Origin of the sequence: Peptostreptococcus russellii (genome assembly GCF_900110295.1) — a bacterium.
Taxonomy (GTDB): domain Bacteria; phylum Bacillota; class Clostridia; order Peptostreptococcales; family Peptostreptococcaceae; genus Peptostreptococcus; species Peptostreptococcus russellii_A.
The window spans coordinates 168,216-185,735 of sequence record NZ_FODF01000002.1; the positions used below are offsets into that span (position 1 = coordinate 168,216).

14 protein-coding genes are annotated in these 17,520 nt (G+C 30.7%); 1 reads left to right on the forward strand and 13 read right to left on the reverse strand.

Features of this window, described 5'->3' with window-relative positions:
* Positions 1 to 155: 155 nt before the first annotated feature.
* Positions 156 to 878: a helix-hairpin-helix domain-containing protein gene (locus tag BMY82_RS02175; RefSeq protein ID WP_091974166.1), complete on the reverse strand. Its 723-nt coding sequence runs from the start codon at positions 876 to 878 to the stop codon at positions 156 to 158.
* A gap of 267 nt (positions 879 to 1,145) precedes the next feature.
* Between BMY82_RS02175 and BMY82_RS02180 the strand changes: the two genes are divergently transcribed.
* The gene (locus BMY82_RS02180; protein ID WP_242938891.1) at positions 1,146 to 3,002 is read left to right on the forward strand and encodes a D-alanyl-D-alanine carboxypeptidase family protein; all 1,857 of its coding nucleotides are present in this window, start codon (positions 1,146 to 1,148) and stop codon (positions 3,000 to 3,002) included.
* A gap of 196 nt (positions 3,003 to 3,198) precedes the next feature.
* On the opposite strand, the gene BMY82_RS02185 is transcribed toward BMY82_RS02180, so the two are convergent.
* The 12 genes from BMY82_RS02185 to leuS all read right to left on the reverse strand — a co-directional run bounded on the left by BMY82_RS02185 (position 3,199) and on the right by leuS (position 17,372).
* Positions 3,199 to 3,519: a DUF2325 domain-containing protein gene (locus BMY82_RS02185; protein ID WP_091974168.1), complete on the reverse strand. Its 321-nt coding sequence runs from the start codon at positions 3,517 to 3,519 to the stop codon at positions 3,199 to 3,201.
* 352 nt (positions 3,520 to 3,871) lie between these two features.
* Entirely contained in the window at positions 3,872 to 6,568 is a 2,697-nt protein-coding gene (locus BMY82_RS02190) for a cation-translocating P-type ATPase (protein WP_091974170.1), read from the reverse strand.
* Positions 6,569 to 6,965: 397 nt separating this feature from the next.
* Positions 6,966 to 7,259, reverse strand: coding sequence for a hypothetical protein (locus BMY82_RS02195; protein WP_180366700.1), 294 nt, complete (start codon positions 7,257 to 7,259; stop codon positions 6,966 to 6,968).
* Between the two features lie 107 nt (positions 7,260 to 7,366).
* Positions 7,367 to 7,744 (reverse strand): RidA family protein, encoded by a 378-nt coding sequence (locus BMY82_RS02200; RefSeq protein ID WP_091974174.1) that lies wholly within the window; start codon positions 7,742 to 7,744, stop codon positions 7,367 to 7,369.
* A 435-nt stretch (positions 7,745 to 8,179) separates the two neighbouring features.
* Entirely contained in the window at positions 8,180 to 9,397 is a 1,218-nt protein-coding gene (gene ilvA / locus BMY82_RS02205; RefSeq protein WP_091974336.1) for a threonine ammonia-lyase, read from the reverse strand.
* 506 nt (positions 9,398 to 9,903) lie between these two features.
* Entirely contained in the window at positions 9,904 to 10,323 is a 420-nt protein-coding gene (locus tag BMY82_RS02210; RefSeq protein WP_091974176.1) for a YhbY family RNA-binding protein, read from the reverse strand.
* A 199-nt stretch (positions 10,324 to 10,522) separates the two neighbouring features.
* Positions 10,523 to 11,800: a GTPase ObgE gene (gene obgE, locus BMY82_RS02215; protein WP_091974178.1), complete on the reverse strand. Its 1,278-nt coding sequence runs from the start codon at positions 11,798 to 11,800 to the stop codon at positions 10,523 to 10,525.
* A gap of 324 nt (positions 11,801 to 12,124) precedes the next feature.
* On the reverse strand, positions 12,125 to 12,415 hold the full coding sequence (gene rpmA / locus BMY82_RS02220) for a 50S ribosomal protein L27 (RefSeq protein WP_091974180.1): 291 nt from the start codon (positions 12,413 to 12,415) through the stop codon (positions 12,125 to 12,127).
* Positions 12,416 to 12,428: 13 nt separating this feature from the next.
* Positions 12,429 to 12,746, reverse strand: a complete 318-nt coding sequence (locus tag BMY82_RS02225) for a ribosomal-processing cysteine protease Prp (protein WP_091974182.1) — start codon at positions 12,744 to 12,746, stop codon at positions 12,429 to 12,431.
* A 9-nt stretch (positions 12,747 to 12,755) separates the two neighbouring features.
* Positions 12,756 to 13,064, reverse strand: coding sequence for a 50S ribosomal protein L21 (rplU, locus tag BMY82_RS02230; protein WP_091974184.1), 309 nt, complete (start codon positions 13,062 to 13,064; stop codon positions 12,756 to 12,758).
* A gap of 458 nt (positions 13,065 to 13,522) precedes the next feature.
* A complete protein-coding gene (locus BMY82_RS02235; RefSeq protein ID WP_091974186.1) occupies positions 13,523 to 14,494 on the reverse strand; it encodes a DMT family transporter in 972 nt (323 codons plus the stop codon).
* Between the two features lie 457 nt (positions 14,495 to 14,951).
* The gene (gene leuS / locus BMY82_RS02240) at positions 14,952 to 17,372 is read right to left on the reverse strand and encodes a leucine--tRNA ligase (RefSeq protein WP_091974187.1); all 2,421 of its coding nucleotides are present in this window, start codon (positions 17,370 to 17,372) and stop codon (positions 14,952 to 14,954) included.
* Positions 17,373 to 17,520 lie beyond the last annotated feature (148 nt).

Below are 17,520 nucleotides of genomic sequence, written 5' to 3' on the forward strand. Positions count from 1 at the left end.
TAGATAGTCTTTATTTGCTTTATGAATTATATTCTTTAATAAAAAACTTTTACTGTAATTTATTTATAGCAGTAATTAATTATATATTTTTATCTTCTTAATATAAGTATATATTTAGGCAGATTAAAAATCTTCTATAATAAAAGTAACTTTCTTTATTGAGTTGAAATGTATTCTTTCATATTCTCAAATTTTTTATCTCCTATTCCTGATATATTTTTTATGTCCTCCACTTCAGAAAACTTTCCTTCTTTTTCTCTATAATCTATAATTTTTTTAGCTGTTGAAGGTCCTACCCCAGGTATAGTTTCCAGTTGAATTTGATCCGCAAGATTGATATTTATTTTTCCATTAGAACTGCCATTAGGGTTAGACTTCATCGTATCATTAGATTGACTTCCATCTAATTGACTATCTCTTTTTAAATCCTGCTTACTATCTGTTAACTGTGAATCATCCCCTTTTTCAGGTATTATATAATGCTGTGAATCTTCAACTTTCATCGCCAAGTTTATCCTTTCAAGGTCTGCATCTTTTGTAAAACCTCCTACCTTTTTAACTGCATCATCTAACCTCTTGTCTGTTTCTATAGTTATAACTCCAGGATTAGCAACAGCTCCACTTATATATACTGTTATCTTTTTATTTTCCTCATTTTTGATAATAGCATTAGAATTATTTTCTTTTTTCTCTATTCCCTTATCGACTACCCTAGAAGCTTCTGTATTTTGAGGACTATTTATTTTCTCCCTTTTTTCAAAAATACCTCCAGTATACCCAAATATTAATCTATATAAGACTATTAAAATAATTAATGCAGTAAAAATAGCTTTTCTTTTATTTATATTATTTAACTTTTCTTTTAACTCATCCTTCATTTTTCGCTCCTTTTTATGCTATTCCATCTTTTTATTTATTTATTTTTAAACTGAATATAATTTCCACATCATTATATAGGCATAAATTTGAAAATTCTCCACCAAAAATATAAAAATATATGTTATACTATTTTTGCGAACTATATTCAAATATATCAGGCAAAGGAGGTTGATGCATCGTACAATACGTCTAAAAGAATTTATTTTATTATTATAAAACTGAATACTATATTCTGATGTGTTAGTACAATGCATTTTATTAGAATTATGCTAAAGAAAATTATTTCTATTTTTTCAGCAATAGCAATATGTCTAAGTTTTTTATCAAATTCAGCACTTAGCATATTTGCAGATGAAAAATCTGAATTAGATTCATTGGAATCAAAGCATATTGTACTTATGGATTATAATTCCGGGAAAGTTCTATATGAAAAAGATGCTGATTCAAAGATTTATCCAGCTTCAACTACTAAAATCTGGACAGCTTTTTGTGTTTTAAAAAAATGTAAAGATGTAAATGAAGTAATCGAAATAAAGGATATGCCAGTAATAGAAGGCTCAAGTATGTATCTTGAAAACGGAGAGAAATTTACAGTTTTAGAATTACTAGAAGCGCTTCTTATACACTCTTCAAATGACGTTGCATTTGTTCTCGCGAGACATTTTGGAGATGGAGATGCAAATAATTTCATAAAGTTTATGAATGAAGAAGCAGCAAAATATGGAGCTACTCATACTCATTTTCATAATCCTCATGGACTACCTGATGAAGAACACTATACAACTGCACTTGATATGGTTAATCTTTCCAGAGTTGCATATGGTAATGATATAATCAAAAAAATTGTTGCTATGAAAGAAGTAGACTTCAAAAAGTCACATAATTGTAAACTTGATAGGCAAATGTTTAATAGCAATAAGTTTTTATCAAGTTTAGATAATATCGATTATAAGGGTAAAAAAATACCTATTAAATACGATATAGTTGATGGAATAAAGACAGGCTATACTGATGATGCTGGTAACTGCCTAGTTTCAACTGCACAAAAAAATGGAAGCAGACTAATCTGTGGTGTATTTGGTGCGCCAGGTGGAGCTTTATACCATGATTCAAGAATGGTTCTTGATTATGGTTTTGATAACTTCAAATCTGTCACTGTTTTCAATAAGAAAGATTTAAAGGGTGAAAAAAAGGTCAAATTTGCCAAACCATCTACTATAAAGTACAGTGTTGCAAATGACTATACTATTACTATTCCTAAAGATAAGAATGTTGATAAAAAAGATTACAAAACAAAATTCAATTTCTCCAATCTTAAATTACCTGTTAAAAAGGGTGATGTAATAGGTACAGTAAGTATTTTTGATGATGGAAATATGGTTTCAAGTATAGGTCTTATTGCAGAAAATGATTCACAGAGTTATTTACAATATGTAATGAGTCTTCTTCCTTTCGGCAAAGAAAAGAATAAATCTGAAAAAACAGATTCTGAAAAGAAAAATGCTGAAGAAAAAAAGACTGAAAATGCTAAATCTGAAGACAAGAAAGATAGCAAAAAAGAAGAAAATTCAAAAGAAAAAGATGCTAGCAAAGAAAATGAAAAAACAAATGATGATTCATTTGTAGAAAAAGTAAAGACGGCTGCATCAAATTCTTATAATGGATTTATTGCTATTTTCTCTGGAATAGGAGATTTCTTCTCTAACTTGTTTACTTCTAATGGTATTAAAAATATAGAAAATAGTAATTTCTATAAATTCTTAGATAAGAAAATAAGTGAAAAGGTTACTTTCATTCCAGCAAAAGTAATTATTTGGGGTGTTCCAATTTTAATACTATTGATTGTTTTAATTTTATTAATAGCTATTATTAGAGATAATATCAAAAAGAAAAAAAACAAAAAATCTGAAAAGAAAAAGTCTAAAAATAAGAAACAATCTTCTAATAAAGAAGAGATCAACATTAAGAAAGAAAAAGTAAAGAATGAAGTTTCTGAAAAGAAAGAAATGAGTGTTGATGATATAATTGCAAAAGAAGATGAATCAAAAACTTTAAATAAAAATAATAATACAAATGATATTACTCAGGAAACAAAAAGAATTCCTATTAAAAAAGATAATTAAAGAGTCAAAATCTTAATTTGAATTCCAAAAAGAGACCAAATAAAAAATTTGGTCTCTTTTTTATTAAATATTAAACTACTACTTACTACTTATTACTTACTACTTGATTTTACATTAATTATAAATGAATAATACAAACATAAGAAATTATATAGCTAAATATCTTATTATTCATTTATTTTAAATATATTCTTTACTAATTCTTACATTTACAACATTCTGAACAGTTTCCCAAACATGATTCTAGCTTTTCAAGACATTGATTAAAAGCTACTTTGCTACTGTTTTTGTGTCTTATAATCGGAATAGACCTTTTCTTTGCCTGAGACTCTACTGTTTTTGTCATTTTGTGTGATACTGTAGATGTGAATATTACTATAGCATCTGGACTTCCTATAGAATTTTTCACCTTACTAGACATTGTAGTATAAACTTTTGTCTTATAGCCTCTGCTCTTAGCTAATTTGTAATAATCTTTCTCCATTCTTTCATGACCACCTATTACTAATAAACTCATTTTCTACCTCCAAATTAAATATCACGTACTCAAAATTCCTTGGACTAAAGAAATTTTATTCAAACACAATCCTGTTGTTAGTTGATAATAATTATCATCCTTGTTAATAGAATATATTATTTTTTATTTTTTGTCAACAATTTATTGATAATTTTTATCATTTAATAATTCTCATATTTAAAGCCGATTCTTCCATACCTATTATTATTTTGAATTTATTCTTATATATAAAACCCTCTAATATAAAAAGCCCAGTTTTTATATAGTAGGCTATATCTATATCTACTAAAAAACTGAGCTTTTCCTATTTTATTATAATTTTTCATTCAAAGTACTCAATCCATTTTTTAGATTACTTTGCTGAATTTATTTTTTTATTTCTTAATGTCTTTGTTATTTCCATACATATTACAGAAATAATTGCTAGTAAAACTGATATTCCAAATTCCTTCATTGAATATGCTGCTGGTATTGCAAATATAGGTCTCACTGCTGGTATCATTACGATTCCTAAAAGTGATAAACATACTAAAACAGCATATATTACAAACTTATTTGAAAAGAAGCCTATTGCAAATGCATTTCTAAAATCGGATCTACATGCAAATGTCTGAAGAGTTCTAGAAAGAAGAAGTGTCGTAAATGCCATTGCTACGCCCATTTCATTTGATATCTTCATTCCTATGAACTGTGCTATTATGGCAGCTATACCAACAAATATACCTCTAGAAAGAATTGCCTGAAGTGTTCCACCACCTAGTAAACCTTCATTCTTTTCTCTAGGAGGAATATTCATTATTCCTTCTTCTGGCTTTTCCATTCCTAAAGCTATTGCAGGTAGTGAGTCATTTACCATATTTATAAATATAAGCTGAAGTGCCGTATATGGATTTGACCAATCTGCAAACACTGCAAATAATATGGAAATTATTGCACCAAGGTTTCCAGAGAATAAGTATGTAATAGATTTTTTGATATTACTATAAACTGTTCTACCTACTTCTACCGCATCTATTATACTTGCAAAGTTATCATCCATTAATACCATTGCAGAAGCGTCTTTTGCAACTTCTGTACCACTTCCCATACCTATACCTATATCAGCATTTTTAAGGGCTGGAGCATCATTGACACCATCACCAGTCATTGCTGTTACTTTATTCTTTTTCTGCCAAGCGGATACTATTCTTATTTTATTTTGAGGAGAAACTCTAGCATATACGCTTATTTTTTCAAGTTCTCTATCTAATTCATCATCATCTATCTTATCTAACTCATTACCAGTGTAGGCAATATCACCATCTTCAAAGATTCCAATTTCTTTAGCTATTGCTACTGCTGTTGTCTTATGATCTCCTGTAATCATTATAGGCTTTATACCGGCTAATTTCGCCTTATGAACAGCATGGATAACTTCTTCTCTAGGAGGGTCTATCATAGCTATCAAACCTATAAATACGAAATTATTTTCAGAATCAAGGTCTATTAAAACTCCATCTTCTATTTCCTTATATCCAAACGCCAAAACTCTCAATGCCTTGTTTGAATATACTTCATTTTGATCTCTTATATCCTTTTCGATATCTTTAGTCATCTTAATTACTTTATCACCTAATAGAACATTTTCACATCTAGATATTAAAATATCTGGAGCCCCTTTTGTAAACATAATATTTTTTCCATTAATATTATGAACTGTAGACATTAGCTTTCTATCAGAGTCAAAAGGTATTTCTTGAAGTCTTTTATATTTTTCTCTAACTCTATTTGTAATATATCCTTTTTTATCTGCAAATACTGTCAAAGCAACTTCTGTCGGATCACCTATTTCCTTGCCATCTTCATTTACAATAGAATCATTGCAAAGGGCTGCGGCAAAGTTAAGCATTATTTCTGAATCTAAATTTTCAAAATCAATACTTTCTAATCTATTGCTTTCTTCTACCTTCTTAGAGGTAGCTACACCCTTATTTTCATTTGGACATGTATAATATTCAACAGCTGTCATTTTGTTCATAGTAAGAGTACCTGTCTTATCTGTACATATTACTGATGTTGAACCCAATGTTTCTACTGCAGGAAGCTTTCTAATAATTGAATTTTTCTTAGACATAGTCTTTGTTCCAGCAGAAAGAACTATTGTAACAATAGAGGATAGGGCTTCTGGAATAGCAGCAACAGCTATAGCCACTGCAAACATAAATGAACTTAAAACAACTTCTTTTATGTTTTGACCATCTCCATGTGTAAATGCTCTAAATACTTCTATTGCAAATATAAATATACATATTGCAACGATTGCAATTCCAAGCTTTTTTGAAAATACTTCTATATTAGACTGAAGTGGAGTCTGCTTTGCATCAGTATTTTCAAGTAAATCAGCAATTTTACCTATTTCTGTATTCATTCCAGTTCCTGTACAGAGATAAGTTGCTCTACCATTTACAACCATAGAAGTTGAGTAGACCATATTCTTTCTGTCACCAACTGTACATTCTTCCCCTATTATATCTGTATTTTTTTCTGCGGGTTCAGACTCACCTGTAAGCATACCTTCAACAATCTTTAAAGATTCTGCTTCTATTAATCTTCCGTCTGCTGGAACATAATCTCCAGCTTCCAAAAGAACTATATCACCAGGAACGACTTCTGTAGAAGATATAGTTAACTTTTCGCCATTTCTCAAAACCTTGGCGTCAGGAACAGACATCTGCTTTAAGCTGTTAATAGAAGATTCAGCTTTCTTTGTTTGAACAGTTCCTAGTATTGCATTTAATATAAGAACAAGGAATATTATAAGTGATTCCATTATAGAACCAGTAGCAATCTGAATTACAGCTGCTACAATTAAGATTATTACCATGGGATCTTTGAAACTTTCTAAAAAGATCTTCCATGTAGGCACACTTGCCTTTTCTTTAAGTTCGTTCTTTCCATATTCGAGAAGCCTTTTTTCTACATCTTCACTACTAAGACCATCTCTTTTTGACTCTAAAGTTTTCAAAGAGTCTTCAACACTCATCATATAAAACTTTTCATTTTGTTTCATACTTACCTCCTTAAATTGATATATTAATTAACCCATTTGATTTCAGCAAATACTACACTACATATATTATAATACATAGCTTGATTTAAAGCATAAAATCTAACAAAATATTGTTACAAATATTAATATTTTGTATAAAAAAAGCCCGACAACTGCTTTCAAGATAAACTACGCCCGTTTATCTGAAAGTCTCGCTGTCAAGGCTAAAATTCCTTGTTCAATATCCGAGTGCAAAAGCACCGTCCTGACGAATAATGAATGTACAAAGTACATCGCTACTCCCCTTCAATATCCAATATTATACATCAGTAATTTACTTTTGTCAAAACAATATTTTTTAAATATCTTGAAAATTATAAAACTTATATTTAAAATAATGCTTATATTTGTATTATATTTATTTTTCTTTTGCAGATTTTACAACTGAAAATATTATCAATACTATAGAAATAAATGCTAGTATATTTCCGTAAGATGATAAGCTTAGGCTACTTTCAATATTTAAACCTAAGATCATTAATAGTATGGATATTATTAATAAAATCACACCTATAATCTCTATTCTAGCATTTGAACTATTGAATTTTTTTATTGAATACAATTTTATAATATCTCTTATTCCAACAATTAAAAATACTATTAGACCACAAAGCATCGATATAGAAAAAATCATCCAAAAATAGTATTCCATTGTAACTGGTAATAAAACTCTAGCTAAATAATACAAACAAAACAGTATTATAATTAACTTTTGAAAATAAAAAAAAGACGCTGATAAACAGCGTCTTTTATATCTAATTAAAGAACTACTAGTACTTCTACTTCTACCTTTGCACCCTTTGGTAATTCTTTTACTGCTACACAAGATCTAGCTGGCTTGTGATCTCCAAAGAAATCAGCATATACTTCATTAACCGCACCGAAGTCTGCCATATCTGCTAAGTAAACTGTAGTCTTAACAACGTTAGTTACATCTGCACCTGCTTCAGTAAGAACAGCCTTAACATTCTTTAATGACTGAGTAGCCTGAGCCTTTATATCTCCTTCTACTAAGTTACCAGTTTCTGGAACTAGAGGTATCTGACCTGAACAGTATACCACGTTACCTACCTTTAATGCTTGTGAATATGGTCCAACTGCTGCTGGAGCATTCTTTGTGAATATTACTTCTGACATAATCCATTCCTCCTATATATAATCTATATTTATTATATACCTTACCCGTTAATATTTCAACATATTTTCTTCTTTTTATTTAGAAAAAATAAGTTTTATATCCTTTTTTCTAACATTTCAAAATATATGGCTCATTTTCCTTTTTGTTTAGAAATTCCAAGTATTTTAAATTTCTTTAATTGTTAATTATTTTTTAATTGTTTTTTAGTTCTCTTTTTAGTCTGTTTTTTATTTTTAAATTGTTTCTTAGTTTTCTTTTTAGTTTGTTTTTTATTTTTTAAATCTGTATGTTTTTATATAAGTTGTTTCTTTTATTATTTATTAACTGTTTTTATTGTCTTTTATTAATTGTTTTTTATTTTAGTATTTTTTAAAATTGTTGTTTTGTTTATTGCATTTATTTTATATATAAACTTAGTTTATATGATTTTATTCTTATAAATAAGAAGCTTCTAATCCATTTTCTATTAGATCAGATTTTATTCTATCAATCTGTTCAAAGCTTTGAGTTTCAACAGTTGCTTCTACTATCTGCTTCTTGATATGCTTACCAACTGCAAGCTTATCCTGATTGATGCTTAATACATTTGCACCATTTTCAGCAAATATTGATACAAGCTTTTCAAGTGCACCTGGTTCATCTGCTAATTCAACCTGTATACTTAATCTTCTACCCTGCTTCTTAAGTGCAACACTCATTATTCTATATAGTGTGTTTATATCCACGTTTCCACCTGATACTACACATACTACATTTTCACCCTTCTGTGGCTTGTACTTACCTGATAATAAAGCTGCTGTACTTACTGCACCTGCTCCTTCACTTACAAGCTTCTGGTTTTCCATCATGAATAATATAGCTTCTGCTATTTCTTCTTCAGTAACTGTTACTATTTCATCAACCTTCTTAGAAATTATATCAAATGTTAAATCTCCAGGTGTCTTAACTGCTATACCATCTGCAATTGTAACATCATTAAATGCTGACTTAACTTCTCCAGCTTCAAATGATACCTTCATTGATGGTATATTACAAGTCTGAACTCCTATAATCTTTACATCTGGATTTAATCCCTTAAGTGCTGTAGCAATACCTGCAACGATACCACCACCACCTACTGGTACTAGTACAGTGTCAACCTTACCGTCTAGCTGTTCAAATATTTCTAGACCTATAGTTCCCTGTCCTGCGATTACTTCCTTATCGTTGAATGGTTCTAAGAAAGTAGCTCCAGTCTTGCTCTGTATTTCAACTGCTTTTGCATGTGCATCATCGTAAACATTTCCGTGAAGAACTACTTCTGCTCCGTAGCTCTTTGTAGCTGCAACCTTAGATACTGGTGCAGTAGATGGCATACATATAGTAGCCTTTATACCAACGTTCTTAGCTCCTAAAGCAACACCCTGTGCATGGTTACCTGCACTTGATGCTATAACACCATGTGACTTTTCTTCTTCAGTAAGATGAGCAATCTTGTTACAAGCTCCTCTGATCTTGAATGATCCTGTTCTCTGAAGATTTTCACACTTGTACCAAACTCTAGCGCCTGTCTTTTCTGATAATCTAACATTTTCTAAAATGTCAGTCTTTAAGACAATATCCTTGATAGTTTCTCTTGCTTCTTTTACATCTTCTAATGTAACCTTTTCCATTTCCATTTTAAATTCTCCTTTTTCCGCGAGTTATACAAACACCCACATATAATTTTAATATAATCGATTGAGTTATACAAACACCCTTTTTGCATTGACAAATAGGCTAAGAAAATATTTTCCTGAACATCTGAAAATAAATTAATCGCCTGAAAATTGCCTACGTATCTAATATAATACTACCTTTGAAAAATTTCAATACTTATATTAGTTTTTCTTATTTTTTTTTGTAAATTATTCAAATATGTCCTATTGATTAAATCAATAGTATATAATAAAGCACTTATGTTACTTTGGCTATTTATAAAGCTTTATTCAATATTTACTATTTATTATCTATATCATTTTTTGAAAATTTCTACCAAGTTTCCAGTTGTTTTTTATTTTTATTTTCTTTTTAAAAATTTGAGAGTATTTCTATTTTTTTTAAATAGCTACGTAAAAATAAAATAAATACAGCCTAAAATCGATTGATTAAAGGCTGCAGAAATTTATTTGTTTTCTATTTACTTCTTCTTGCTTTTTCCCTTATTTCTTATTCCGCCACTTGTTTTCTTTAGTTCATAACTTGCCTGCTTCTTTGTGACTCTATTTGTTCTTGGTTCACCCTTTTTCTTAGCTTTTGCCTGCTCATGTCCAGGGAATATTATCTTTGTTTCTTCAAGATTTTTCTTATATACAGTAAATTTACTTCCTATTGCTTGAACAAATTCTGCTCTTATTGCTTCACATACTGCATTTGCTGCTTCTTTTGTATCTAAACCAGCTGTTTCAAGGATATTTACCTTTACAATTTCTCTAGCTCTAAGCTGATCATCAAGCTGTTCTAAAAATTCTTCTGTAATACCATCTTTACCTATCTGTGTAGTAGGCTTTGTTGTATTTGCTATTGATCTTAAATATGCACGTTTCTTTCCGTTAAGCATACTTTACCTCCTAATTAATATACTGAAAGTAGCCTTGTTTTTTAATAATAAAAACAATGTACTCTTCTACTTTTTTTTATTTTGGTATCATATATACTTATGACACCTTATTTTGCATTTTTTAATAAAAAATACTCTATATTTTCATATTTTGGCAATAAAAATTCAAAAATACTTTTGAGTATTATTTATGATACCTTTAATTATAGAACTCAAATTCAAGTTCGTATATTTTTACAGTATCTCCATCTTCTATGCCCTTTTCACGAAGCATATTGAATACTCCTCTTGTTTCAAGCTGTCTTTGGAAGAATTGTAGAGACTCCATATCATCGAAGTTAACTGAATAAAGAATTCTTCTCAATTCTTTACCTGTAACTACATATACTCCATCTTCATCAATTTCAATCTTTAGACCTTCCTCGGCTTCATCCATTTCTGGTCTATAGATATTTTCTTCTGTAACAAGTTCTATTTCTTCTGACTCATCTAGTATCTGAGCTGCCCTTTCTATAACTTCATCTATTCCCTGTCTAGTTATAGCTGACATTTTAAATACTTCATAACCTCTCTCAGTCATTGTTTCTTTGAATTTTTCATATACAGAATCATCAAAAAGTATATCTGACTTATTTGCTACCACAAGCTGCGGTCTAGTAGCCAATCTTTCATTATAAAGCTTTAGTTCATCATTTATCTTATCAAAATCTTCTATAGGATCTCTTCCTTCAATCCCTGATATATCAACTATATGTATTAATACCTTCGTTCTCTCAACATGTCTCAAGAAGTCATGACCTAAGCCAACGCCATCTGATGCGCCTTCTATAATACCAGGAATATCAGCCATTACAAAACTTTCACCGTACTTAGTCTTTACAACACCTAAATTGGGTGTAAGAGTAGTAAAGTGATAGTTAGCTATCTTTGGTTTTGCAGAAGTAACTACTGATAAAAATGTAGATTTACCTACATTAGGGAATCCTACTAACCCAACATCTGCTATCATCTTAAGTTCTAGTACAATCCATCTTTCTTCTCCATCTGTTCCAGACTTGGCAAATGATGGAGCTTGTCTAACTGCATTTGCAAAATGTTGGTTTCCTTTTCCGCCGAAACCACCCTTTGCTACTACTACACTATCTCCGTCATTTTTTAAATCCGCTATTATAAGACCTGTTTTTTCATCTTTTACAATTGTACCTTCAGGAACTTTAAGAACTACATCTTCTCCATTTTTACCTGATCTATTCTTTTTTGAACCGTCTTCTCCACATGGAGCTGCATATTTTTTCTTGTACTTAAAGTCCATAAGTGTTCTAAGTCCTGAGTCAGCTACTATTACTATACTAGCTCCTCTTCCTCCATCTCCACCGTCTGGACCACCTGCTGGAACATATTTTTCTCTTCTAAAGGACACTGAACCGTTTCCACCGTTTCCCGCCTTTACAAATATTCTGGCTTTATCTATAAACATATGTGTCTACCTCCTTTTCAAATTATTATAACTATAGAATATCAAAACTATAAACTATAGATATATTCTCTAAAATTCTCAACTATTTTCTATAACGCATCGATTTAGGATACACCTCTGCGCAATTTTAAAAAAAGCTTCGTACCTTCTAAAAATCCACCGACAATCTTTACTCTATAATAGTATATTTTAACAAAGATATCCAATTAAGTAATCTTTACTGCAAAATTTCCACTTAAAGTATGAAGTCTTTTTTAAAAGGCAGAATTCTATATCCTTTTTATAAAAATAGAGCTATCAGATTTGATAGCTCTATAGCTTGCATTATTCAGCGATTTCTACTGGATATATACTAACTCTCTTTCTCTTCTTGTCCATTCTTTCGAACTTGACTTTACCGTCTACAAGTGCGAATAGAGTATCGTCTCCACCCTTACCAACGTTTGTTCCTGGATGAATCTTAGTTCCTCTCTGTCTAACTATGATAGAACCTGCTGTAACTACCTGTCCATCAAATCTCTTAACACCAAGTCTCTTAGAGATAGAATCTCTACCGTTCTTAGAAGAACCTACTCCCTTCTTAGATGCAAGAAGCTGTAAATTCATTTTTAACATCTGGAGTCACCCCCTACTTTTCAAATATTTTTATATTTTTTGGATATTCTCTACTTATTTCCTCTAGTGCAAGTCTTAAATGCTGTAATAACAGCTGTGACTTCTCAAGATCTTCGTCTTTGACAAAACATAAAATGTGACCCTCAGAAGCTTTAACATCTTCAAAACTTACTTTCTGTAGGCTATCTAATGAATTAATAACAGCAATTGAATTGCTTGTAACGGCCGAGCAAACTATGTCGTATCCAAATTCGCCATATTCTGCGTGACCTTTTAATTCAAAGCCTTTAATTTTAAAACCGTCATTATAAAAAAATGTTACTTTAATCATATGCGATTATTATGCGTTGATCTTTTCAACAACTAACTTAGTATATAGCTGACGATGACCGTTCTTTCTTCTGTAGTCCTTCTTAGCCTTGTACTTGTAAACAACAATCTTCTTGTTTTTACCCTGTTCAAGAACCTTCGCCTGAACGTTAGCACCTTCAACTACAGGAGCTCCTAACTTAAGCTCGCCGTCATTAACTGCTAATACTTCATTTAAAGTAACAACATCACCTTCGTTAGCTTCTAACTTTTCAACGAAAAGAACATCACCTTCAGAAACCTTATACTGCTTTCCTCCAGTCTTTACTATAGCGTACATATATACACCTCCTCGTTTCAAACTCGCCGGATCAGGTATCTATATCAGGTATAAATATCTGTTATAGAGTTTCATGCCGAGCACTGTTTTCACGTGCAGCTACCCTTCCCGTGCGGCAATTACCTATTCATTATACTAAATTGAAATTCTCTTGTCAATTGATTTTTGACTTTTTTAAAATTTATTTTAATGATTATTGTAATCTTTATATATTAATATCTTTTTATCTACTTTTTCTTAATCTAAATATATACTTATCTATTTATTTTGAATTTTAAGATGAAATTTATATTATACTAATATAATTTAGAAAAGTAATATTTGCTTACTTCATAGTCAATAGAAAGTCACTTAATTTATAAAAATAAAGATATTTAACATAAAAATAACTCTCCCTGAGAGAGTTATTTCTATATTATTTAATAAAGTAAAATACTATTTTATTTAAAAATTCTATATTACTGAGCCATCTTCCTATTTTCATTTCCTTGTGAAAGTTCTACACTTTCAATCCTCTTGCTTTTTTTGGACTTCATCATAGGGAAGTCTAACTGTGCAAGAAGTACAGCTATTATCATTATTATACAACCTACTATTTCTCTTGATGTAAGAGCTTCATGCAAGAATATTACACCCGCTATTGCTGATACACCTGATTCCATACTCATTATTAGAGATGTAACTGTCGGTGCTAGATTCTTTTGAGCTATTATCTGAAGTGTAAAACCTACACCACTTGATAATAAACCTGTATAAAGTATCGCTACTCCTGCAGCCTGAATTCCAGCCATTGTAGTTGTTTCAGTCATAAGTGTAGCTATTAAAGATAGCACACCACTTGTTGCGAATTCAATCATTGATAGCTTAATTGCATCTGCCTTTGGAGCAAATATATCTATAATAACTATTTGTAGCCCAAAGAATATAGCTGATAGGAATACAAAGAAGTCTCCTTTTTCTATGACAAAACCTTCTTTTATCGATAACATATAAAGTCCTACCGCTGCTATTGCAACACATAGCCACATCTTTGGAGTTGTCTTTCTACCATAAAACATTCCCATTATAGGAACAAGAACTATATACATAGTTGTTATAAATCCTGCCTTAGCAGCACTTGTACTTACCATTCCGACTTGCTGTGTACTCATACCTAAAAATAAAGCAAGGCCTGCTAATATACCACCTATGTAAAGAGATTTTCTACTAAAGTTAGTCTGCTTCTTTTCAGAATTCTTATTTTTTATCTTTAAAAATCCACTAACTGCTAATAGGAAAACCAAACTTAATAAACATCTAAAAAAGTTAAAGGCAAATGGACCTATATGCTCCATGCCTGTTCTTTGGAATACAAATGCAATCCCCCATATAACTGCTGTTAAAACCATTAGTAAAGCACTCTGTGTTTCCTTTTTTTTCTGCTGATTCATAAAATTTCCTCCTTCCAATTTCCAAAATTTCTCAAACAAAAAGGGCATCGCAAGAAGCAATCACCCTTATAATCATATCTACATATTCTTTTCCACACCTCAATATTAACATAATTTATATTCATATTCAACACCCTAAAATAAAATTTTTTCTCTTTTTTTCTAGTTATTTTCAAGTATTTTTCTTAATTCTTTTTTTACTTTTATATAATGATATTCTTTATTAAATACACTATATTTTCTAAATTAAATTTGATACTAAAACGATTTTGAGGTTTAGTAAGTAAACCAGTGAATTTTTCTAATTATACAATTAGTTTTTCAATTATTTTTTTCTGCTTTCTTTTCTTTCTTTTATTGTATTTAATAAAAAGACTTTTTACTAAAAACACCGATATTTATTTTAAAAATAAAAGCATGGAAAAATCCATGCTTTTATGATACGTATTCTATTTTACTACTTTATTACTATATTTACAAGCTTGCCAGGTATAGCTATTACCTTAACAACATTTTTGTCGCCTATAAAATCTTTTATTTTTTCATCTTCTAATGCTGCTGTCTTCATATCTTCCTGTGATATATCTGATGCAACCATTATTTTATTTCTTAGTTTTCCATTTACCTGAACTATTAATTCCATTTCATCAAGCTGGATTGCATCTTCATCATATTTTGGCCAAGATATATCAAATATACTTCCTTCTTTACCTATCTTAGACCACAATTCTTCACCTAGATGTGGAGCAAAAGGAGAAACTATTACTATTATAGTCTCTAACGCCTCCCTAATTACAGCATCATTTCTATCATCACGTTCTTTATACTTATATATGTCGTTTACAAGTTCCATAAGAGCTGCTATTGCTGTATTGAATCCAAATTTTGTACTTAAATCATCTGTTACTTTCTTTAAAGTTGAGTTTGCCTTTGCTCTAAGTTCTTTATCAGCCTTAGTCAATTCACCAAACTCTGATTTATTTTCAAATACATCTTCCAATTCATCTACTAGCCTATATACTCTATTTAAGAATTTATAGCATCCTTCAACACCTTTATCTGACCAGTCAAGATCTCTTTCAGGTGGAGCCGCAAATAGTATAAATAATCTTGCAGTGTCTGCACCATATTCTTCTATTATTTCCATAGGAGATATTGTATTTCCTTTAGACTTACTCATCTTCTTTCCGTCCATTAAAACCATTCCCTGAGTTAGAAGGTTTTTAAATGGTTCTGTATGGTCAGTCCAACCTAGCTTATGAAGTGCCTTTGTAAACCATCTTGAATAAAGAAGATGAAGTATAGCGTGTTCTACACCTCCTATATACTGGTCTACTGGAAGCCACTTATCTACTAAATCCTTTCTAAAAGGAGTCTCTGTATTTTGGCTATCTATATATCTCATAAAGTACCATGAAGAATCAATAAAAGTATCTATTGTATCTACTTCTCTTCTTGCCGGCTTTCCACACTTAGGACAATTGCACTTCTTAAATGTTTCAGAAGTTGTAAGAGGTGATTCCCCTCTACCAGTAAATTTAACATCTGTTGGTAAAAGTATTGGTAGATCTTTTTCTTCTACTGGAACTATTCCGCAATCTTCACAATATACTACTGGTATAGGACATCCCCAATATCTCTGTCTTGAAATCAGCCAGTCTCTTAATCTATAGTTAGTTGTCTTCTTTCCTCTTCCTATTTCCTCTAACTTCTCAACTATTGCATTAAAGGCTTCATCTTTATTCATTCCATTAAATTCACCAGAATTTATCATTTTGTCGTCTTCATCAATTACTGGTATTATTTCAAGATTGAATTTCTTTGCAAATTCATTGTCTCTGTCATCATGAGCTGCAACCCCCATTACTGCACCTGTACCATAATCTGCTAGTACATAGTTAGCTATCCATATAGGCATCTTCTTTCCTGTTAGTGGATTGATTACTTCTCTTCCAATAAATCTACCATCTTTTTCTAATTCAGCAGATTCTCTTTCAACTTCTGTCATTGCATGCATTTTCTTTTCAAATTCTTCTACTACTGATTCGTATTCAGTTCCCTTTACCAATTCTTTTGCAAGCTTTGATTCTGGAGCAATAACCATAAATGTTGATCCAAAAATTGTATCTGGTCTAGTTGTGTATACAGTTATTTCCTTGTCCATTCCCTCTACCTTGAATGTAACATTTGCACCGTAGCTCTTTCCTATCCAGTTTTTCTGCATCAACTTAACTTTTTCAGGCCATCCATCTAACTTATCAAGATCTTGTAACAATTCTTCAGAAAATTCAGTTGTCTTGAAGTACCACTGTTCTAGTTCCTTCTTATCTACTGTTGATCCACATCTTTCACATTCCCCCTGAACAACCTGTTCATTTGCAAGAACTGTTTCACATGACGGACACCAGTTAACATATGAATTTTTCTTGTATGCTAAACCTGCTTCTAAAAATTTAAGAAATATAGTCTGAGTCCACTTGTAATATTCTGGTGTAGATGTTGCTACTTCCTTGTCCCAATCATAGCTCAGACCAAGCATATTAAGCTGTTCTTTCATTTCTTCAATATTTGCCATTGTCCACTTATGAGGATGTATTCCGTTCTTTATTGCAGCATTTTCTGCAGGAAGACCAAATGAATCCCATCCCATTGGATGAAGTACATTATAACCTTCCATTTTCTTAAATCTAGCAACTACGTCACCAATTGAATAATTTCTTACATGTCCCATATGTATCTTTCCTGATGGATAAGGGAACATTTCTAAACAATAATACTTTGGCTTAGAAGTATCTTCTATATCCATTTTATACTGTCCGTTTTCTTTCCACGTTTTCTGCCATTTTTTTTCAATATCTTTGAAATTATAAAAGCTCATTTTTTTCCTCCTACTTATTTTATTATATTTTAATATCTTCTTTATTCTAATTTTCTAGAAAGTTTTATAGAAATAAAAAAACTCGTCTCTAAACATCTCTGTTTAGGGACGAGTAAATTCTCGCGGTACCACCCTAATTAGCTGCAAA